Annotated in this window: 20 protein-coding genes and 1 riboswitch; of the genes, 8 read left to right on the top strand and 12 right to left on the bottom strand. The window is 69.8% G+C overall.

Annotated elements, in window-relative coordinates:
- Positions 1–119 precede the first annotated feature (119 nt).
- Together pncA and pncB are read left to right on the top strand one after the other, a co-directional pair.
- Entirely contained in the window at positions 120–716 is a 597-nt protein-coding gene (gene pncA, locus FA743_RS03370) for a bifunctional nicotinamidase/pyrazinamidase (RefSeq protein ID WP_136884479.1), read from the top strand.
- Between the two features lie 59 nt (positions 717–775).
- Positions 776–2068 carry a nicotinate phosphoribosyltransferase gene (gene pncB, locus FA743_RS03365; RefSeq protein WP_136884478.1) on the top strand — a complete coding sequence of 431 codons (1293 nt, stop codon included), beginning with the start codon at positions 776–778 and terminating at the stop codon, positions 2066–2068.
- A 16-nt stretch (positions 2069–2084) separates the two neighbouring features.
- On the opposite strand, the gene FA743_RS03360 is transcribed toward pncB, so the two are convergent.
- From FA743_RS03360 to FA743_RS03335, 6 genes are all read right to left on the bottom strand, one after another.
- Complete coding sequence (locus FA743_RS03360) at positions 2085–3527, bottom strand: inorganic phosphate transporter (RefSeq protein ID WP_136884477.1); 1443 nt, start codon at positions 3525–3527, stop codon at positions 2085–2087.
- Positions 3524–4006, bottom strand: coding sequence for an NUDIX hydrolase (locus FA743_RS03355; protein WP_136884476.1), 483 nt, complete (start codon positions 4004–4006; stop codon positions 3524–3526). The genes FA743_RS03360 and FA743_RS03355 overlap by 4 nt, the downstream gene beginning before the upstream one ends.
- Positions 4003–4425 carry an alternative ribosome rescue aminoacyl-tRNA hydrolase ArfB gene (gene arfB, locus FA743_RS03350; RefSeq protein ID WP_136884475.1) on the bottom strand — a complete coding sequence of 141 codons (423 nt, stop codon included), beginning with the start codon at positions 4423–4425 and terminating at the stop codon, positions 4003–4005. Before arfB ends, FA743_RS03355 begins: the two co-directional genes overlap by 4 nt.
- A 75-nt stretch (positions 4426–4500) precedes the next feature.
- On the bottom strand, positions 4501–5352 hold the full coding sequence (locus tag FA743_RS03345) for a carbon-nitrogen hydrolase family protein (RefSeq protein ID WP_136884474.1): 852 nt from the start codon (positions 5350–5352) through the stop codon (positions 4501–4503).
- Complete coding sequence (locus tag FA743_RS03340; protein WP_136884473.1) at positions 5349–5933, bottom strand: GNAT family N-acetyltransferase; 585 nt, start codon at positions 5931–5933, stop codon at positions 5349–5351. The genes FA743_RS03345 and FA743_RS03340 overlap by 4 nt, the downstream gene beginning before the upstream one ends.
- On the bottom strand, positions 5930–6331 hold the full coding sequence (locus tag FA743_RS03335) for a ketosteroid isomerase-related protein (protein WP_136884472.1): 402 nt from the start codon (positions 6329–6331) through the stop codon (positions 5930–5932). Before FA743_RS03335 ends, FA743_RS03340 begins: the two co-directional genes overlap by 4 nt.
- A 145-nt stretch (positions 6332–6476) precedes the next feature.
- Here FA743_RS03335 and FA743_RS03330 point away from each other — a divergent pair, with 145 nt between their 5' ends.
- Positions 6477–7865, top strand: coding sequence for a phosphohexomutase domain-containing protein (locus FA743_RS03330; RefSeq protein WP_136884471.1), 1389 nt, complete (start codon positions 6477–6479; stop codon positions 7863–7865).
- Between the two features lie 52 nt (positions 7866–7917).
- Here FA743_RS03330 and FA743_RS20775 read toward each other — a convergent pair whose 3' ends face one another.
- The gene (locus FA743_RS20775; RefSeq protein WP_281281760.1) at positions 7918–8049 is read right to left on the bottom strand and encodes a hypothetical protein; all 132 of its coding nucleotides are present in this window, start codon (positions 8047–8049) and stop codon (positions 7918–7920) included.
- A 59-nt stretch (positions 8050–8108) separates the two neighbouring features.
- Positions 8109–8486, bottom strand: coding sequence for a hypothetical protein (locus FA743_RS03325; protein WP_136884470.1), 378 nt, complete (start codon positions 8484–8486; stop codon positions 8109–8111).
- 399 nt (positions 8487–8885) lie between these two features.
- Between FA743_RS03325 and FA743_RS03320 the strand changes: the two genes are divergently transcribed.
- The 3 genes from FA743_RS03320 to FA743_RS03310 are packed head-to-tail and all read left to right on the top strand — an operon-like array spanning position 8886 to position 11463.
- Complete coding sequence (locus tag FA743_RS03320) at positions 8886–10325, top strand: cytochrome ubiquinol oxidase subunit I (RefSeq protein WP_136884469.1); 1440 nt, start codon at positions 8886–8888, stop codon at positions 10323–10325.
- A 2-nt stretch (positions 10326–10327) separates the two neighbouring features.
- Entirely contained in the window at positions 10328–11359 is a 1032-nt protein-coding gene (cydB, locus tag FA743_RS03315; protein ID WP_136884468.1) for a cytochrome d ubiquinol oxidase subunit II, read from the top strand.
- Positions 11359–11463 carry a DUF2474 family protein gene (locus FA743_RS03310; protein ID WP_136884467.1) on the top strand — a complete coding sequence of 35 codons (105 nt, stop codon included), beginning with the start codon at positions 11359–11361 and terminating at the stop codon, positions 11461–11463. Before cydB ends, FA743_RS03310 begins: the two co-directional genes overlap by 1 nt.
- A 46-nt stretch (positions 11464–11509) precedes the next feature.
- Here FA743_RS03310 and FA743_RS03305 read toward each other — a convergent pair whose 3' ends face one another.
- From FA743_RS03305 to FA743_RS03295, 3 genes are read right to left on the bottom strand one after another with little or no spacing between them, the layout of a single operon-like run.
- Positions 11510–12196 carry a thiamine ABC transporter ATP-binding protein gene (locus FA743_RS03305; RefSeq protein ID WP_246054816.1) on the bottom strand — a complete coding sequence of 229 codons (687 nt, stop codon included), beginning with the start codon at positions 12194–12196 and terminating at the stop codon, positions 11510–11512.
- Positions 12186–13721, bottom strand: coding sequence for an ABC transporter permease family protein (locus FA743_RS03300; RefSeq protein WP_136884465.1), 1536 nt, complete (start codon positions 13719–13721; stop codon positions 12186–12188). Before FA743_RS03300 ends, FA743_RS03305 begins: the two co-directional genes overlap by 11 nt.
- On the bottom strand, positions 13700–14689 hold the full coding sequence (locus FA743_RS03295; RefSeq protein WP_136884464.1) for a thiamine ABC transporter substrate-binding protein: 990 nt from the start codon (positions 14687–14689) through the stop codon (positions 13700–13702). Before FA743_RS03295 ends, FA743_RS03300 begins: the two co-directional genes overlap by 22 nt.
- Before the next feature lie 28 nt (positions 14690–14717).
- Positions 14718–14816: riboswitch (TPP riboswitch) on the bottom strand.
- 47 nt (positions 14817–14863) lie between these two features.
- Between FA743_RS03295 and mutS the strand changes: the two genes are divergently transcribed.
- A complete protein-coding gene (mutS, locus tag FA743_RS03290) occupies positions 14864–17503 on the top strand; it encodes a DNA mismatch repair protein MutS (protein WP_169308753.1) in 2640 nt (879 codons plus the stop codon).
- A complete protein-coding gene (aroC, locus tag FA743_RS03285) occupies positions 17500–18615 on the top strand; it encodes a chorismate synthase (protein ID WP_136884463.1) in 1116 nt (371 codons plus the stop codon). Before mutS ends, aroC begins: the two co-directional genes overlap by 4 nt.
- On the opposite strand, the gene FA743_RS03280 is transcribed toward aroC, so the two are convergent.
- Positions 18603–19481: a ribokinase gene (locus tag FA743_RS03280; protein ID WP_136884709.1), complete on the bottom strand. Its 879-nt coding sequence runs from the start codon at positions 19479–19481 to the stop codon at positions 18603–18605. The two genes, aroC and FA743_RS03280, sit on opposite strands and share 13 nt — an antisense overlap.
- Between the last annotated feature and the right edge of the window lie 114 nt (positions 19482–19595).

Below are 19595 nucleotides of genomic sequence, written 5' to 3'. Positions count from 1 at the left end.
CCTATGCTGACGCCCGCCTAACGCAATCGCGGAATCGCCGCCAGTGCCGGTCGCGGGTCTTGACCCTGGCCCGCCGGCGCGGTCCGATGGGGGATCGCCCCCGCCCGGAAAGGACCGCCATGCCCCGCGCCCTGATCGTCATCGACCTGCAGATCGACTTCTGTCCCGGCGGCGCGCTGGCCGTGCAGGGGGGCGACGAGATCGTCGCGCCGGTGAACGCCCTGATGGACGGGGTCGATGCGGTGATCCTGACGCAGGACTGGCATCCGGCGGATCACGCCAGCTTCGCCGATACCCATCCCGGGGCCGCGCCCTTTTCCCAGGTGCAGATGCCCTATGGCCCGCAGGTCCTGTGGCCCGCGCATTGCGTCATCGGCTCGAAGGGCGCGGCGTTCCATCCGGGGCTGGCGACGGACCGCGCCGACCTGATCCTGCGCAAGGGGTTCCGGCGCGGCATCGACAGCTATTCGGCCTTCTTCGAGAACGACCGCACCACGCCCACCGGGCTGGCCGGATACCTGCGCGAGCGGGGCATCGACCAGCTGACCCTTGCGGGTCTGGCCCTGGATTTCTGCGTCGGCTGGAGCGCGATGGACGCCGCACGCCTCGGCTTTCAAGTGCAGGTGATCCAGGACGCCTGCCGCGCCATCGACACCGGGGGCAGCCTGCAGGCGGCGCAGGACGGGATGCGGCGGGCGGGCGTCCATCTGGCCTGAGGCTTGCGCGCCCGCCCGCTTTTGGGCACCAAGGGCCAAATCTTGAGGGATCAGCACCGATGGTCGATATCGCCACGCGCGTCTACAACCACAAATGGAAGATCGACCCGATCGTGCGGTCGCTGATCGACACCGATTTCTACAAGCTGCTGATGTGCCAGTCGGTTCATCGCAACAGCCCCGACACGCGGGTGACCTTCAGCCTGATCAACCGCAGCACCGACGTGCGCCTGGCCGAGCTGATCGACGAGGGCGAGCTGCGCGAGCAGCTGGACCATGTCCGCACCCTGTCGCTGACGCGCGGCGAAAGCACCTGGCTGCGCGGCAACACCTTCTATGGCAAGCGCCAGATGTTCCGCCCCGACTTCATGGAGTTCCTGGAAGGGCTGCGCCTGCCCCCCTATCAGCTGGACAAGCGCGACGGTCAGTTCGAGCTGACCTTCGAGGGCCCCTGGCCCCAGGTCATGCTGTGGGAGATCCCCGCCCTGGCCATCCTGATGGAGCTGCGGTCCCGCGCCGTGCTGAAGGATCTGGGCCGGTTCGAGCTGCAGGTCCTCTATGCCCGCGCCATGACCCGGCTGTGGGAAAAGATCGAGGCGCTGCGCGATCTGCCCGACCTGCGCATCGCCGATTTCGGCACCCGGCGCCGCCACAGCTTCCTGTGGCAGGACTGGACCGTGCAGGCGATGATGGAGGGCCTGGGCGACCGCTTCACCGGCACCTCGAACTGCGCCATCGCCATGCGCCGCGAAATCGAGGCGATCGGCACCAACGCGCATGAGCTGCCGATGGTCCATGCCGCGCTGGCCGACAGCGACGCAGGCCTGCGGGCCGCGCCCTACGAGGTGCTGGCCGACTGGCACGAGGAGCACGAGGGCAACCTGCGCATCATCCTGCCCGACACCTACGGCACCGAGGGGTTCCTGGCCGGGGCGCCCGACTGGCTGGCGGGCTGGACCGGCATCCGCATCGACAGCGGCGATCCGGCGACCGGGGCGGAAAACGCGATCCGCTGGTGGCGGGACCGGGGCGAGGATCCACGCGGCAAGCTGATCATCTTTTCCGACGGGCTGGACGTGGACCGGATCATCGCCCTGCACCGGCAGTTTCATGGCCGGGTCAAGGTCAGCTTCGGCTGGGGCACGCTGATGACCAACGATTTCCGGGGGCTGGTGCCCGGCGACGGGCTGGCGCCCTTCAGCCTGGTCTGCAAGGCCGTGGCGGCGGACGGACGCCCCACGGTCAAGCTGTCGGACAACCCCGCCAAGGCCACCGGCCCTGCCTCCGAGATCGCGCGCTACAAGCGGGTCTTCGGGGTGGGTGCGCAGCAGGCGCTGGCGGTCTCGGTCTGAGGGTCTTGACGCGGGCCTAGACGCCCGTCGCCCAAAGCAGCAGCAGGCAGGCCAGCGCACCCAGCAGGGCGGTGATCGGCAGCGTCACCAGCCAGGCGGCGGTGATGGTGACGACATGGCTGCGGCGGACCAGGATTCGGCGGCGGGTCTCCTCGGCGGGCAGGGCATCGGCCCGGCTGTCGCGGCGGCGGTCCAGAAATTCGCGCGCGAAGCCCACGCCGAAGACCCCGCCCACCGCCACATGCGTGGTCGAGACCGGCAGTCCCAGCCCCGAGGCGCTCATCACCACGATTGCGGTCGCCAGCGAGACGCAGAAGGCCCGCCCCGCGTTCAGCCGGGTGATGCCGCTGCCGACCATGTGGACCACGCGGCGTCCGAACAGCAGCGTCCCCGTGGCGATGGCCAGCCCGCCGCAGACCAGGACCAGCACCGGGACCACGCCGGGCCCCAGCCTCAGGCCCGGTGCGACCGCCTGGCCCTGCAGGATCACCGACAGCGGGCCGGCGATATTGCCGACATCGTTGGCGCCATGCGCAAAGCCCAGGATCGACACGGCCAGCAGCACCGCCGGGCGCAGCAGGCGCCGGGTGGCGGGCTTGTGCGGGTCGCGGGCCAGTTCCTGCCGCACGCCCCGGCGGGTGGCCAGCAGCCCCGCCAGCCCCAGGGCCAGTGCCACCGCCAGCTCGGGTCCCGGGCCGCCCTGCAGCAGGATCATGACATAGGCCGCGAAGGTGCCCGACATCAGCCCGACCAGAGGTGGCAGCCAGCGCAGCGCGCCCTGAGCGCGATCGGCGACCCCGACCACCTTCAGGCGCAGAAGGATCAGCAGCGCGCCTGCCAGCGCGCCCGACAGGATCGGCGTGGCCACCCAGACCGAGGCGATCATCGCCACCGTGCCCCAGGCCACGCTGCCCGGGCCGAAGGCCACGGCACCCGCGCCGACGATGCCGCCCACGATGGAATGCGAGGTGCTGACCGGTAGGCTGCCGGCGGTGGCCAGGGTGATCCAGCTTGCCGCCCCGATCAGGGCCGCCACCATCACCATCGGCGCCCGCACGCCCTGCGCCACGTCGCCCAGCTCGACGATGCCCTGCGCCAGCCGGGCCGAGACCGCCCCGCCCGCCAGCACCGCCCCGGTGATTCCCGCCATCGCGACCAGCGCCAGGCCCGGCAGCAGCCGGATCGCCCCGGCGCCGAAGGCGGGGCCAAGCGAGTTCGCCACGTCGTTGGCTCCGATCGCGATGCCCAGCCAGGCGGCGACGACCAGCCCCGCCCCCAGGGCCAGCACGCCGGGCGCGGCGCCCGACAGCGCCATCGCGACCATCAACGCGCCCACCAGCGCCAGAATCCCCAGCCCAAGGCGCAGGATCGGGCGGATCGCATGCATCTGCGCAATCTCGGTGCGGGCCAGACGGCCCAGATCCTTGTCCAGCGCGCGAAAGCCGGGACGGCGGCTCATGTCTTGCGGATCTTCCCGGGTTTGGACGGCAGGGCGATGTCGGGCAGCCCCGCCAGGATCTGCTGCAGCCCGGGCTCGACCACCATGCGCGCGGCATCCTGCGGCGCGAACCAGCGGCGCTTGCGCTGGCGGCGTTCGGGGAAATCCCCGGTCATGCTGTCCACGTCCAGCAGAAAGACCCGCATGTCGATGGGCACGGCAAAGCCCTCGTCCTGCGCCTTGTCATAGCGGTACCGGCCCAGCTCGCCCGGGCGGATGCGGCCGCGCACCCCGGCCTCTTCCCAGGCCTCCTGCGCGGCGGCGCCCGACAGGGTCCGCCCCTTCATCGGCCAGCCCTTGGGGATGACCCATCGTCCGGTGCCCCGGCTGGTGATCAGCAGGATCTGCCCCGTCGCGGGATCGCGGCAGACGGCGCCGACCTGGATCGGGTCGGGGCGCCGGCCCAGCAGCATGTCGAAGGTCCGGCGCCAGGTCTTCATTCGCCGTCATCCACCTTGCCGCGCAGGGTCTTGACCTCGCCGCGCACCGTCTTGGCCTTCAGGCGGCGGCGCTGGCTGCCCAGGGTCGGGCGGGTGGCGATGCGCCGTTTGGGCGCGGCCAAGGCCTGCCGGATCAGGTCGGCCAGACGCTCGCGGGCCAGCTCGCGGTTGCGCGCCTGGCTGCGGGTTTCCTGCGACAGGATCAGCAGCGCCCCCTCGGACGTCCAGCGCCGCCCGGCCAGCCGCTGCAGCCGCCGCTTGACCGGATCGGAGAGGCTGGGAGACCGCGCCGCCTCGAAACGCAGCTCGACCGCCGTCTCGACCTTGTTCACGTTCTGTCCGCCCGGTCCCTGCGACCGGGTGAACTGCTCGGACAGTTCCCATTCCTCAATGGCGATGGCGTCGGTGACGTACAGCATATCGGAGGATATGGTGCATTTCATCGTCATTGAAAGATGGATTCGGTTCGCTTGACGCCAGTTCGTGCGCGAATGTCACACCAGACGGCAGTTTTCCTGTTCGGGCCAGTGCGCATAGGGCAGAACGGCCCCGTCGCGGCGGCTGTCGCGGACCCGCGACAGGTCAACTTGGGCCCGGACCCAGCCCGGCGCGTCCATCTCGCCTTGGGCGATGATGCCGGTTTCCGGCCAGAAGCCGTCGGGCGGGCCATAGATCGCGGCGCGGCCCCGGTTCTCGTCCAGCGCGGGCAGCCAGTCGCAGGCGCCCACCGTGGGGGCGTGGACCACGACGCATTGGCTTTCCAGCGCCCGGGCCATGGCGCCGATCCGCACCCGATTGAACCCCGCCACCGTGTCGGTGCAACTGGGCACCAGCAAGATCTGGGCCCCGGCCTCGGCCAGCACGCGGCCCAGCAGGGGAAATTCGCTGTCATAGCAGATCAGCACGCCCATCCGCCCAAGCGCGGTGTCGAAGATCCGCAGCCCCGGCGCGCCGGTCACGTCCCAGTGCTCGCGCTCGAAGCGTGTCATGATCTGCTTGTCCTGATGCCCGATCCGTCCCTCCGGGCCATACAGCACCGCGCGGTTCACCGGGCGCGGGCCGTCGAAGACCGGCCCCGAGGCGCCCAGGATGTGGCATCCCTGCGCCGCCGCCAACCGCAGATGCAGCGCCTCGACGGCGGGTCCGTGGCGGGCGACCTCGTGCAGCCCGGCCTCCAGATCGGCGGCGATGGCGCGGCCGCCAAGCGAGGCCAGCTCCATCGCGCCATATTCGGGAAAGACCAGCAGGTCGGCCTCGGCCGTCTCGACCCATCGGGTCAGCTTGGCCGCGTAGGCGGCGAAATCGTCGAACCAGTCGATCGGATAGGCGGCGGCGGCGATCCTCACAGCGGCTTCATCCAGAATTGCAGCGATTTCTCGGTCTCAGCGGCCTCGCCCAGATCCTTCCACGCGAAGGAGGCCGTGACGCCGGGCAGCGGCGCATAGCCCCGCCTTTGCCAGAACGCATCCAGGGGCCAGTATTCGGCGGGCCGCATCGGATGGGTCTGGGGCCGGATCACGCTGCAGAAGGCGCTGAACCGGGCGCCCAGGGCGCGGGCGTGATCCTCGCGCGCGTCGAAGAAGGCATGGCCCAGCCCGTGGCCCCGATAGGCCCGCAGCAGCACCGATTCGGCGCAGTAGAAGATGTCGGACAGGGCCTCGGGGCGATCCGCGAAGGCATCGCCGAAATCGGCGGCGTGGTCGGTCATGGGGGCGCCCGTGGCGGCCCCCACGATCCGGTCGCCATCCAGCGCCGCGACCACCACCGCGCCCGGCGACTGATAGGCCCGCAGGTAGTCGCGTTCGTAATCCGCGTCCCCGTCATAGAGATAGGGCCAGTCGCGGAACACGTCGATGCGCAGCCGCGCCACATCGGGCAGGGCTGCGGCCAGGTCGTCTCCGGTCAGGACGCGGGTGGTGACGGTCATCCGCCGACCTGTCGCGTCCAGTCGGCCAGGTTGTAATAGGTCGTCACGCGCGAGATCAGCCCGTCCTCGATCGTGAAGAAGGCCCCCGCCGGCAGGCGATAGGCCTGGCCATTGGCCTCGGGCAGGCCCTCGTCGGTCTTCAGATAGGTGCCGTTCACCACGAATTCCGCCGCCGCGCGGTCGCCCGCCTCGGTGGCCATGACGACGATGTCGGTCAGCGTCTCGCGATAGCTGACGGTCATGTGCTCGGTGAAGGCGGCGAACTGGTCGCGGCCCTTGCGGACCTGCCCCTCGTTGACGTGATGCTCGACATGCGGGTGCAGCATGTCCAGCATGCGCTCGGTCTCGCCCGCGTTGAAGGCATCGTAATAGGCGGTGATCAGGGCCTTGGCATCCATGTCGGTCTCCTTGCCGGAATGCGCCTTGGCATACCGGGTCTTGTGGGGGGCGTCACCCCGGTCCAAGGGTGCAGGGCCGGGGTATCCCTTGAATTCTGAACCGAACCTGTTAGCGATTTGGCAAGTCAACCTCGGAGAATACCGGATGAACGGACCAGATCAGCTGGGCAGGCGCGAGATCACCTGCTTCAAAGCCTATGACGTGCGGGGCGAGCTGGGCAAGAACCTTGACCCCGACGTGGCCTATCGCATCGGCCGCGCCTTCGCGCAGGCCCGGTCGGCCAAGCGCGTGGTCGTGGGCCGCGACAGCCGCGAATCCTCGCCCGAGCTGGCGGCGGCCCTGATCGAGGGGCTGACCGATGGCGGCGCCGACGTGCTGGATCTGGGCCTTGCCGGCACCGAGGAGGTGTATTTCCATACCGGGAACCAGGACACCGATGGCGGGATCGAGGTCACGGCCTCGCACAACCCGATCAACTACAATGGCATGAAGATCGTGGGCCGCGGTTCCGCCCCGCTGGATCCGGCGACGGAACTGCCGCCGATCATCGAACTGGCGACCTCGGGCGCGTTCTCCCCGACCACCAAGGGCAGCGTCAGCGATTTCAGCCATGCCCGGGCCGAATATGCCAGCCGCATGGCCGATTTCGTCGACGTGGCCGCGCTGAAGCCGATGAAGATCGTGGTGAATGCCGGGAACGGCACCGCGGGCCCGACCTTCGACGCCATCGCCGCCGAGCTTCAGCGTCGCGGCGCGCCGCTGACCTTCGTGCGCATGCACCATGATGTCGATTCAAGCTTTCCGAACGGCATACCCAACCCGCTGCTGGACGAGAACCAGCCCCCCACCGTCGCGAAGATGGTCGAGGAAAAGGCCGATCTGGGCGTGGCCTGGGACGGCGATTTCGACCGCTGCTTCTTCTTCGACGAGAATGGCCGCTTCATTCCCGGCGAATACATCGTCGGCCTGCTGGGCGCGGCCTTCCTGGAGAAGTCGCCGGGCGAGAAGGTCGTGCATGACCCCCGCGTCATCATGAACACCCGCGCGATGATCGCGGAAGCGGGCGGCGAGGCCGTGGTCAGCAAGACCGGCCACGCCTTCATCAAGCGCAAGATGCGCGATGTCAGCGCGATCTATGGCGGCGAGATGTCGGCGCATCACTATTTCCGCGACTTCTACTATTGCGACAGCGGCATGATCCCGTGGCTGCTGATGATCGAGCTGCTCTCGCGCAAGGGCAAGACCCTGGCCGAGCTGCTGGAGGAGCGGATGCGGCTGTACCCGTCCTCGGGCGAGACGAACTACACGATCGAGGATCCTGACGCCGCCATCGCCCGCCTGATCGAGACCTATGAGCCGCAATCGGACAGCCGCGACGATCTGGATGGCGTATCGCTGGATTTCGGCAGCTGGCGCTTCAACCTGCGCAAGTCGAACACCGAGCCGGTCGTCCGCCTGAACGTCGAGGCCGATGGCGACGCCGCGCTGGTGAAGGCCAAGCAGGCCGAGCTTGCCGCGATCCTGAAGGGCTGACGCCCCGGTCCCGGGCGGCGCCACATCGGCGCTGCCCGGAGTTCCTGCGATCCTAGAACAGGATGGCCGCGCCGCCGATCAGGGCGGTCATCAGCCCCAAGAAGATCGCCCAATGCAGCAGGGTGGTCAGGCCGCTGCCCATCGGCGCGGGAGGGGACCCGAGGTCCCGTTGGTCATTGTCCATATCGATGTCCTTGCAGAAGATGTCCTGGCGGACAGACGCGGTGCGCTGTCCGGTGGCCGTCATCCTGCAGGTGTCGGGGGTGCCCGGGACTGTGTCGCCGGGCGGGGCGTTCCCGACAGGGGCGCCGTGGCGGATGACTGCACAGGATGTGCGGCGCGAGGCACCCCGCCCCCCGGCACGGCCCGCGAATCGCCAAAGTCCGGCGCGGCGCTCTTGGGCAGCGAGGGTGCGGCCGGACGCTCCAGCACGGCCAGACCGGTCAGGAGGGCGGTGTCGCTCAGCTGATCATGGCTGGGCAAAAGGCTGCCCGGCAGCGCCATGGGCCGCGACGGCAGCCAGGCCGACATCAGCACCAGCGCCAGCACCGCGACGATGGCCAGCATCCGTCGCACCGGGCCAGAGACGATGCCGTGGGACTCAGCCGGAGCGGGCGTCATGGAGGTTCAGGCACCTGCCAAGGGCATGGGCGGGACAGGGCAAGCGAGGGTCTGGCTCATGGCGGCGGTCCCGGTCTGCGGCAGGCACGGGTCCGTCCCGCACAGGCAGGATATCCCGGCCGCCGCGTTCTGACCAGCGGGCATGATGCGCCCCCCGTCTCGGCTGGTTTCCCGCGAGAGCGGCTGCGATCCCGATCCGATCCGGCCCGCACCCCCGCTGCAGGACTCTGCCGCCCGCCCGACATGCGACGTTGGCGCACTTGCAAAGGCTGCCCCCACACGCGACATTCGTCGCAATTGCAAAACGTGTCCTGCCGGTCCTGTCGCCGCGCAGGAGGGCTCTTCTGCCCGTGCCGGTCTTCTGCCCGGGCGGGCAGACCGCGCCGCGAAAGGTCCGAGATGTTCGACAACGCAGACGCCATTCTTCTGGCCCGCATCCAATTCGCCTTCACCGTCAGCTTCCATTTCCTGTTCCCGGCCTTCACCATCGGCCTGGCCAGCTTCCTGGCCGTGCTGAACGGGCTGTGGCTGTGGACCAAGGATCACAAGTACCTGGATCTGTTCCGCTATTGGGTCAAGATCTTCGCCCTGGCCTTCGCCATGGGCGTCGTCTCGGGCATCGTCATGTCCTATCAGTTCGGCACCAACTGGTCGGTCTTTTCCGACAAGGCGGGCCCGGTCATCGGCGCGCCCATGGCCTATGAGGTGCTGTCGGCCTTCTTCCTCGAGGCGGGGTTCCTGGGGATCATGCTGTTCGGGCGCGACCGCGTCGGCCCGACCCTGCACATGATCGCCTGCCTGGCGGTCGCGGGCGGCACGGCCATGTCGGCCTTCTGGATCCTGTCGGTGAACAGCTGGATGCACACCCCCGCAGGGTTCGAGATCGACGCCGTCACCGGTCAGTTCCTGCCCACCGACTTCTGGCAGGTGATCTTCAACCCGTCCTTCCCCTATCGCCTGATGCACACGGTCACGGCGGCCTATCTGACCACCGCCTTCATCGTCGGCGGCGTGGCGGCGCTGCACCTGCTGCGCCACCGCCACCGCCGCGACAAGGTCAGCCCGGCCACGCGCACGATGTTCTCGATGGCGATGTGGATGGCGGCGATCTTTGCCCCCGTCCAGATCGTGCTGGGCGATTTCCACGGCATCAACACGCTGGAACACCAGCCCGCCAAGGTCATGGCGATGGAGGGGCATTTCGAAAGCCACGAGGCCGGCGCGCCGCTCTATCTGTTCGGCATCCCCAATCAGGAGGAGCAGCGTCTGGACTATGCCATCGGCATCCCCAAGCTGTCCTCGCTGATCCTCAAGCACGACCTGAACGCGCCGCTGGCGGGGCTCGACACCATCCCGCGCGAGGATCAGCCGCCCGTGGCGATCGTCTTCTGGTCCTTCCGGGTCATGGTCGCGCTTGGCTTCGCGATGCTGGCGATCGGGCTGTGGTCGTCCTGGGCGCGGTTCCGGGGCACTCTGTTCGACAGCCCGATGCTGCACCGCGCCGCGCTGGCCATGGCACCCTCGGGGCTGATCGCGGTGCTGGCCGGGTGGATCACCACCGAGGTCGGGCGCCAGCCCTTCACCGTCTACGGCTATCTGCGCACCGCCGACAGCGCGGCGCCCCTGGATGCGGCCGCGGTCGGAACATCCCTGATCGCCTTCATCATCGTCTATTTCGCGGTCTTCGGGGCGGGCACCTACTACATCATGCGTCTGATGAACCGTGCCCCCGCCAGCGGCGAGGCCAGCCTCAAGGACGTCACCAACAGCCCGACGCGCACGGCGGGCACCACGCCCGCCCAGCAGCACCCCACCCGCAACCCCCACCCCGGAGAGTAAACATGCCCATCGCAGACGGCGTTTCCTTCGACCTCACGGTCATCTGGGCCTTTGTCATCGCCTTCGCGGTGCTGGTCTATGTGGTGCTGGACGGGTTCGACCTCGGCCTAGGCATGCTCTTCGCCGCCGAGCCCGAAAGCGATGACCGCGACCTGATGATGAACTCGGTCGCGCCGGTCTGGGACGGCAACGAGACCTGGCTGGTGCTGGGCGGCGGCGGGCTGTTCGCGGCCTTTCCGCTGGCCTATGCGCTGATCCTGCCGGCGATCTATGCGCCGATCATGGCCATGCTGCTGGCCCTGATCTTTCGCGGCGTCGCCTTCGAGTTCCGCTGGCGCACCAAGCGCTGGCGGCGGGTCTGGGATCTGGCCTTCATCGGCGGCTCGGCGATGGCGGCGCTGACGCAGGGGATCGCGCTTGGCGCCCTGCTGCAGGGCATCACCATCGACAAGCCCGCGCGCAGCTATGCCGGCGGCTGGTGGGACTGGCTGACGCCGTTCTCGCTGACCGTGGGCGCGGCGGTCATGGTCGGCTACATGCTGCTGGGCGCGACCTGGCTGGTGATGAAGACCGAAGGCCCGCTGCAGGCGCGCATGCGCCGCCGGGCCTGGATGCTGGGCGTGGTGACCGTGGGCTTCATGGGTCTGGTCAGCCTGTGGACGCCGTTCCTGCAGGACGGCTATTACAGCCGCTGGTTCGGAGGCTGGAACATCGTCCTGGCGGCAGGCGTCGGCGCGGCGGTGCTGGCCCTGGCCTTCGGCATGTTCCGCACGCTGATGGTCAAGCATCACGACTACTGGCCGTTCCTCTTCGCCCTGGGCATGTTCATCCTGGCCTTCGCGGGCCTCGGCTATTCGATGTTCCCCTATATCGTGCCCACCCAGATCACGATCTGGGAGGCCGCCGCCCCGCGCAACAGCCAGATCTTCATGCTGGTGGGCGCGGCGGTGCTGGTGCCGACCATCCTGGCCTATACGGCCTATTCCTACTGGGTGTTCCGCGGCAAGATGGACCCGAACGAGGGGTATCACTGATGCCGCGCGGCCTGTCCCGGATGGCCTGGTTCGTGGCCATCTGGCTGGCCAGTGTCGCCGTCATCGGCACGGTGGCCTGGCTGATCCGGCTGTGGATCGTCTGAGGAATCGTCTGGGGCTCGGGCGCCAGCCCGAGCGAACGGCCCGGCCTCAGCCCAGATAGGCGCGCAGGCCGGGCGGCGGATCGTCCAGCAGCGCGCCGGTGGGTTGGGGCGGATGCACGCGGCCGTCATCGACCAGCAGCGTGTCGGGGGCGAAGACCCGGGCATCCGCGGGATCATGCGTCACCATCAGCACCGTCGTGCCGTGGGCGATCTGCGCCAGCAGGGCCAGCATCTCGGCCTTCAGCGCGGGGCCGAGCGCCGCGAAGGGCTCGTCCAGCAGCAGCAGGGGCCGGGCGCGCAGCAGCACCCGGGCCAGTGCGACGCGGCCCTGCTGGCCGCCCGACAGCGCGCCGGGGCGGCGGTCCTGCAGGCCCTCCAGCCCGACCTGATCCAGCGCCTGCGCGACCCGCTGCCATTGCGCCCGGTCCAGCCGCAGATCGGGGCGCAGTCCCATCCCCAAATTCTGCCGCACGCTCAGATGCGGAAACAGGTTGTGGGTCTGGAACAGGATCGAGACCGGACGCCGCCCCGGCGCCATGTCGGTGATGTCCTGCCCCTGCCACAGCAGCCGCCCCTGCGACGGCGCCAGAAACCCCGCGATCAGCGACAGCAGCGTCGATTTGCCGGACCCCGAGGCGCCGATCACCGCATGGCGCCCCGGCGGCACCGTCAGATCGGCGCTCAGGGTGAAGTCGTCCTGCCGCAGGACGATGTCGCGAAACTCAAGCGTCAAGGCGCCCTCCCCGGTCGAACAGCCAGAACAGCGCAAAGCTGATGCCCATCAGCAGCACGGCGCAGGCGGCGGCATCCTCCATCCGATAGCTGTTCATCAGTTGGTACAGCTTCAAGGGCAGGGTCGGCTGGTCGCCGGCAAAGAGGGTGATCACGCCCAGATCGCCCATCGCCAGCGCCGCCGCCAGCCCCGCCCCGAAACCCAAGGGCCGGGCCAGCCGGGGCAGCACCAGATAGCGTAGCCGTGCCCAGCCCCGCAGGTCCAGCGCGGCCGCCAGCCGCCCGTAATCCGCCTGCAGCGCCTGCGCCGCCGGGATCAGCGCCCGCAGCCCAAAGGGCAGCGCCATGGCCGCGTTGATCGCCACCGTCACCGGCAGGGCCATCTGCTGCGGGCTGGCCACGTCGCGCAGCAGAATGAACAGCCCCGTGCCCAGCACCAGCGGCGAGGCGATCAGCGGCAGCATCCCCGCCCCCTCGACCCATCGCCCCGCCCCCCGCGCGATGGCCAGCGCCAGCGCCAGACAGGCCGAGGCCGAGAGCAGCGCCGAGACCACTGCCATCCAGACCGAGCGCCAGACTGCATCCCAGACATCCCCCGGCAGCGCCGGGATGCGCGGCAGCCCGGTGGCGATCACCGCCACCAGCGGCCACAGCAGGAACCCCGCCGCGCCCGTGATCACAAGCGCATCCGCGCCCCTGCGCCAGCCTGGCGGTCCGGTCACGCCCGGCCCCGCATCCATGCCCGCACCGAAGGCCGCCGGCACGACGATCCGCCGCGCCAGCGCCAGCGCCGCCACGCACAGCGCGATCTGCACCAGCCCCAACGCCGCCGCCCGGCCCAGGTCGAAATCGAAGCGGAACGCCTGATAGATGGCCAACTCGACCGTGGTGGCGCCCGGCCCGCCGCCAAGCGCCAGCGCGACGGTGAACGAGGTCAGGCAGACCAGGAACACCGCCAGCCAGACGCCCGGCAGGACCGCGCGCAGCATCGGGCGTTCCAGATGCCGGAAGATGTCGCGGGGGGCGATATCCAGGCTGGCGGCCAGACGGAACCGCTCGGACGGGATGGCCTGCCAGCCCTGCAGGATCAGCCGCACCGACAGCGGCAGGTTGAAGAACACATGCGCCAGGATCACGCCCTGCCAGCCATAGATGCCGACCGGGGGCAGGCCCACCGCCTCCAGCCCCCCGTTCAGCGCGCCATTGCGACCAAAGACCGCGATCAGCCCCATGATCGCCACGATCACCGGCAGCAGGAAGGGCGCCCCCAGCAGCGTGACCAGCAGCCCGCGCCCGGCAAAGCGCCGCCGCGCCAGTGCCCGGGCCACCGGGACGGCCAGGGCGGCGGACAGGGTGGCCGACAGCAGCGCCTGCCAGCAGGTGAACCAGACCGCACGCCAGTCCCATCCGGTCAGTGCCGACAGCCCGCCCGCGCCCCAGGCCACGGCGGCCAGCGTCCCCAGGGTCAGCGCGGCCAGCGCCGCCGCGACGGCGTGGCCCGCGCCTAGCGCAGCGCGCGCTGCCATTCGTCCAGCGCCGGCTGGCGCAGCGCCTCGGCCTGATCCTCGTCATAGAACAGGGTCGTGGCGGGGCGCGGCAGATCGCGCATGACCTGCGGCCAGTCGGCCTGCGGCAGTTTCGCGGGCAGCGACCAGTTGGCCAGCGGGATCGTGGCCTGGAACTCGGGCGTCAGGATCCAGTCCATGAAGGCCTGCGCCAGTTCGGGCTGGTCGGTCCCGGCCAGCTGGGCTGCCAGCTCGGCCATGAAGTAATGGCCTTCGGGAAAGATCGCCGCGACCTTGGTCAGGTCGTCCTCGGCGGCAATGTGATAGGCGGGCGAGGTGGTGTAGGACAGCACCATGTCGGCCTCGCCATCGGTGAACATGCCATAGCTTTCCGACCAGCCGCGCGTCACCGTCAGGATCTTGGGCGCCAGCTTGGCCCAGGCTTCGGGGGCGTCCTCGCCATAGACCTGCTTGACCCATAACAGCAGCGCCAGCCCCGAGACCGAGCTGCGCGGGTCCTGGATCACGATCCGCAGGTCGTCGGGCGCGTCCAGCAGCTCGGCGAAGCTGGCGGGCGGGCTGTCCAGCCGCGTCGTGTCATAGACGAAGGCCGTCTCGCCCCAGTTGTAGGGCAGAAAGACGTCATCCTCCCAGGCCACCGGCAGCGACATGTCCGAGGTGTCCTGCCCATGCGGCGCGAAGAGGCCGGATGCGCGGGCGCGCGCGGTCATGTCGGTGTTCAGGCCAAAGACGATATCGGCCTGCGTGCCCTCGCCCTCCATCAGGATGCGGGGCAGGATGTCGCCGGTCACGAATTGCAGATCGCAATCACAGATCGCCTCGAAGCCCTCTTCGATGGCCGGGCCGGGGCCCCATTCGCTGGCCACGTAATCGCTGGCATAGACGGTCAGCACGCGGTCCTGCGCGATGGCGGGATTCGCCAGCACGGGACCGGCCAGCAGCAGCGCGGGGATCAGGAAAAGCCTCATGTTGCCTCCTTGTTTCATCAGTGAAAGAAGGGACATGCCGCACCTTCCCTCCGCCGGACTTAGCCGGATCAGGTTCAACGGGTCCGCTGTCGCGTCTCAGCCCGTATGGGCGCCCCGAGGTGCCCTTGAATGTAGGCATTTCACCGACCCGCGCAAGCGGCTAGAACGGCGGGCATGACACAGGACCCCCACGACCCGCCGACGCCCATGATGGCGCAATATCTGGCGATCCGCGCGGCCAATCCCGGCGCGTTGCTGTTCTATCGCATGGGCGATTTCTACGAGATGTTCTTCGACGACGCGGTCGCCGCAGCCAGCGCACTGGACATCGCCCTGACCAAGCGCGGCACGCATGAGGGCCAGCCCATCCCCATGTGCGGCGTGCCGGTCCATGCGTCCGAGGGCTATCTGCTGACGCTGATCCGCAAGGGGTTCCGCGTGGCCATCGCCGAGCAGATGGAGGACCCCGCCGAGGCCCGCAAGCGCGGGTCCAAGTCCGTGGTCGCCCGCGATGTGGTGCGGCTTGTGACGCCCGGCACCCTGACCGAGGAATCCCTGCTGGAAGCGCGGCGCCACAACTATCTGGCCGCCTTCGCGCAGGTCCGCGACGAGGGCGCCTTGGCCTGGGTCGACATCTCGACCGGGGCGTTTCAGGTCATGGACTGCCCCCTGCCCCGGCTGGCGCCCGAACTGGCGCGTCTGGCCCCGCGCGAGGTTCTGGCCTGCGACAGGGGCCTGGACGAGCTGGTGACTGACGCGGGCGCCGCGTTGACCGACCTGCATGCCGGCGCCTTCGACAGCGGCGCGGGCACGCGGCGGCTCTGCGCCCTCTACGGCGTCGAGACGCTGGACGGGTTCGGCCAGTTCTCCCGCCCCGAGCTGGCGGCCATGGGCGCCATCGTCGATTATCTGGACATGACGCAAAAGGGCAAGCTGCCGCTGCTGCGCCCTCCGGTCCGCGAAAAGGCCGGGGGCACGATGCAGATCGACGCGGCCACCCGGCGCAATCTGGAACTGACGCAGGCGCTGTCGGGCGGGCGCGAGGGGTCGCTGCTGGCCGCCATCGACCGCACCGTGACCGCGCCGGGCGCGCGGCTGCTGGAACGCCGCATCAGCGCGCCAAGCCGCGATCTGGCGCTGATCCAGGCGCGCCATGATGCGGTGGCGGGGCTGGCCGGGGATCCGCGCCTGATGGCCGACCTGCGCGCAGCCCTGGCCCGCGTGCCCGACATGGACCGCGCCCTGTCGCGGCTGGCCCTGGACCGGGGCGGGCCGCGCGATCTGGCCGCGATCCGCGCCGGGCTGACCCAAGGCGCGACCATCGCCGCCCGCCTTCCCGACGACGCGCCTGACATCCTGCGCGCGGCCGCCGCCGATCTGACCGGCCACGAGGACCTGATCGACCTGCTGGACGCCGCGCTGGTGGCCGAACCGCCCTTGCTGGCCCGCGATGGCGGCTTCGTGGCCGAGGGCCATGACGAGGATCTCGACCAGACCCGGCGGCTGCGCGACGAGGGGCGCGGCGTCATCGCCGGGATGCAGGCCGAATATGCGGCGCTGGCCGGGGTGCCCAGCCTCAAGATCAAGCACAACAACGTGCTGGGCTATTTCATCGAGACGACCGCCACCCATGCCGAGCGCATGCGGACCGAGCCGTTGAGCCGGACCTTCATCCACCGCCAGACCACCGCGAACCAGATCCGCTTCACCACGGTCGAGCTGTCCGAACTGGAGACCCGCATCCTGAACGCCCGCGACCGCGTGCTGGAGATCGAGCGCGCCGTCTTCGACCGCCTGCGCGCCGCCGTACTGGAGGGCGCCGGTCCCATCGGGCAGGCCGCCCGCGCGCTGGCCGAAATCGATCTGGCCGCCGCTTTCGCCGATCTGGCCTCGGGCGAGGGCTGGGTGCGGCCGCGCCTCGATGACAGCCGGGCGTTCATGATCACCGGCGGGCGGCATCCGGTCGTGGAACGCGCGCTCAAGCGCAAGGCGGACAGCTTCGTGGCCAATGACTGCGACCTGACGACGGGCACGACGCCCGCGATCTGGCTGCTGACCGGTCCCAACATGGCGGGCAAATCGACCTTCCTGCGCCAGAACGCGCTGATCGCGGTGCTGGCGCAGGCCGGGGCCTTCGTGCCCGCCCGCGCGGCCCATGTCGGTCTGGTCAGCCAGTTGTTTTCCCGCGTCGGCGCGGCAGACGATCTGGCGCGGGGCCGGTCGACCTTCATGGTCGAGATGGTGGAAACCGCCGCGATCCTCAATCAGGCCGACGACCGGGCGCTGGTGATCCTGGACGAGATCGGGCGCGGCACCTCGACCTGGGACGGGCTGTCGATTGCCTGGGCGGTGATGGAGCATCTGCATGCGGCCAACCGCTGCCGCGCCCTCTTCGCCACCCATTACCACGAGATGACCGCCCTGACGGCCAAGCTGGACGGGGTCGAGAACGCCACCGTCGCCGTCCGCGAATGGGAGGGCGAGGTGATCTTTCTGCACGAGGTCATCAAGGGTGCCGCCGATCGCAGCTATGGCGTGCAGGTCGCACGGCTGGCGGGTCTGCCCGCCAGCGTGGTGGATCGCGCCCGCACCGTACTGGACGCGCTGGAAAAGGGCGAGCGGCAGGGCGCCAGCCGCCCCGCCGCGCTGATCGACGACCTGCCGCTGTTTCGCACCGCCCCGCCGCCACCCGCGCCGAAAGCCTCGGCGCTGGACGCGCGGATGAAAGCGGTGCATCCCGATGCCCTGACGCCCCGCGAGGCGCTGGACCTGATCTACGAGCTGAAATCCCTGACCGAGGAGACCTCCCGATGAGCCACAACACCTTCGGTCGCACGTTCCGCTTCACCACCTGGGGCGAAAGCCACGGACCCGCGCTTGGCGCGACCGTCGACGGCGTGCCCCCCGGCGTGCCCCTGTCCGAGGAGTTCATCCAGCGCTTCATGGACCGCCGCCGCCCCGGCACCTCCAAGCACACGACGCAGCGGCGCGAGGAGGACCGGGTCCGCATCCTGTCCGGCACCTACGAGGGGATGACCACCGGCACCCCCATCCAGCTGATGATCGAGAATACCGACCAGCGGTCCAAGGATTACGGCGACATCGCCGCCAGCTTCCGCCCCGGCCATGCCGACATCACCTATCACCTGAAATACGGGCTGCGCGATCCGCGCGGCGGGGGCCGGTCAAGCGCGCGCGAGACGGCGGCGCGGGTCGCGGCGGGCGCGGTGGCGCAGGCGGTGCTGGGCGCTCTGGTCCCCGATCTGGCGATCACCGGCTACATGGTGCAGATGGGCGCGCTGCATCTGGACCGGGCGCGAACCGACCTGTCGGCCATCGACGGCAACCCGTTCTTCCTGCCCGATGCGGGCGCGGTTCAGGCCTGGTCGGACTATCTGGACGGCGTCCGCAAGGATCAGAACAGCGTCGGCGCCGCGATCGAGGTGCTGGTGCAGGGCTGCCCGCCGGGCCTCGGCGCGCCGGTCTATGCCAAGCTGGACACCGATCTGGCCGCCGCGATGATGTCGATCAACGCCGTCAAGGGTGTCGAGATCGGCGAGGGTATGGGGGCCGCCGCCCTGACCGGCGTGGCCAATGCCGACGAGATCCGCATGGGGCCCGACGGGCCCGAGTTCCTGTCGAACCATGCGGGCGGCATCCTGGGCGGGATCTCGACCGGGCAGGACATCGTGGTGCGGTTCTCGATCAAGCCCACCAGCTCGATCACCACCCCGCGCCGGTCGATCACCACGCGCGGCGACGAGATCGAGGTCATCACCAAGGGCCGCCACGACCCCTGCGTGGGCATCCGCGCCGTGCCGGTGGCCGAGGCGATGGCGGCCTGCGTGATCCTGGACCACCTGCTGATGGACCGCGCCCAGACCGGCGGCGTGCGGGGCCGGATCGGGCCGGATCAGGCGGGCTGAGCGGCCAGGAAGGCTTCGACCTCGGCCCGGGTCGGGATCGCATCGCCCGCGCCGGCCCGCGTGACCTTCAGCGCGGCGGCGGCCGAGGCCAGGCGCAGCGCCGCCGGAATGTCGGCACCACCATCCAGCCCGGCCGCGAAATAGCCCGCAAAGGTGTCCCCCGCCGCGGTGGTATCGACCGGGACGACCCGGAACGCAGGCTGATGATGGACCTGACCCGTCGCGAGGTCGCGATACTCGGCACCCGCTGAGCCGCGCGTGATCAGCAGGCCCTGCACCGGCAGATCGCCCGGCACGCCGGCGAACAGCTGTTCGGCCTCGCCCGCATTCATCGCCAGGATGGTGACATGCGGCAGCACCGCGCGCACTGCCGGCAGATCGAAGGGCGCGGCGGAATAGACGACCCGCGCGCCGCGCGCCTGCGCGGCCTGCGCGGCGACGACCTGACCGTTCGTCTCGTTCTGGATCAGCAGCGTGTCCGAAGGCGCCATCGCGGACAGGCTGCGGACCAGCGTGCCCTCGTCCAAGGCGCGATTCGCGCCGGGATGGATGACGATGGCATTCTCGGCGTCGCGGTCCAGCAGGATCACGGCATGGCCGGTGGCCGCGTCCGGCAGGCGCGCGATGCCCGAGACATCGACGCCCGCCGCCACCAGCCGGTCGGTGACCCAAGGGTCACCCATCCCCACTGCCCCCAGGTGATGCGTCACCGCCCCCGCTTGCGCGGCGGCAATCGACTGGTTCGCGCCCTTGCCGCCCAGACCCTGCGCATAGGCGCGGGCGGCCAGCGTCTCTCCGGGCCGGGGCAGGCTGTCCAGGTGATAGACGTGGTCGATGTTGATCGAGCCCAGGTTCCAGATCGCCATATCCGCCTCCACAATGCCGGGCGCCATGTGACCGGGGGCGGGCGGGCTTGTCCAGATGCGAAAGGACGCGCCCGGTGCGGGGCGCGTCCTGTCAGGCGTGAGATGTGATCGCGG

The sequence above is a fragment of the Paracoccus gahaiensis genome, from assembly GCF_005048225.1.
GTDB classification, from domain to species: domain Bacteria; phylum Pseudomonadota; class Alphaproteobacteria; order Rhodobacterales; family Rhodobacteraceae; genus Paracoccus; species Paracoccus gahaiensis.
The sequence above is the reverse complement of the archived record's forward strand: the minus strand, read 5'-3'. Positions and strand labels throughout refer to the sequence as shown.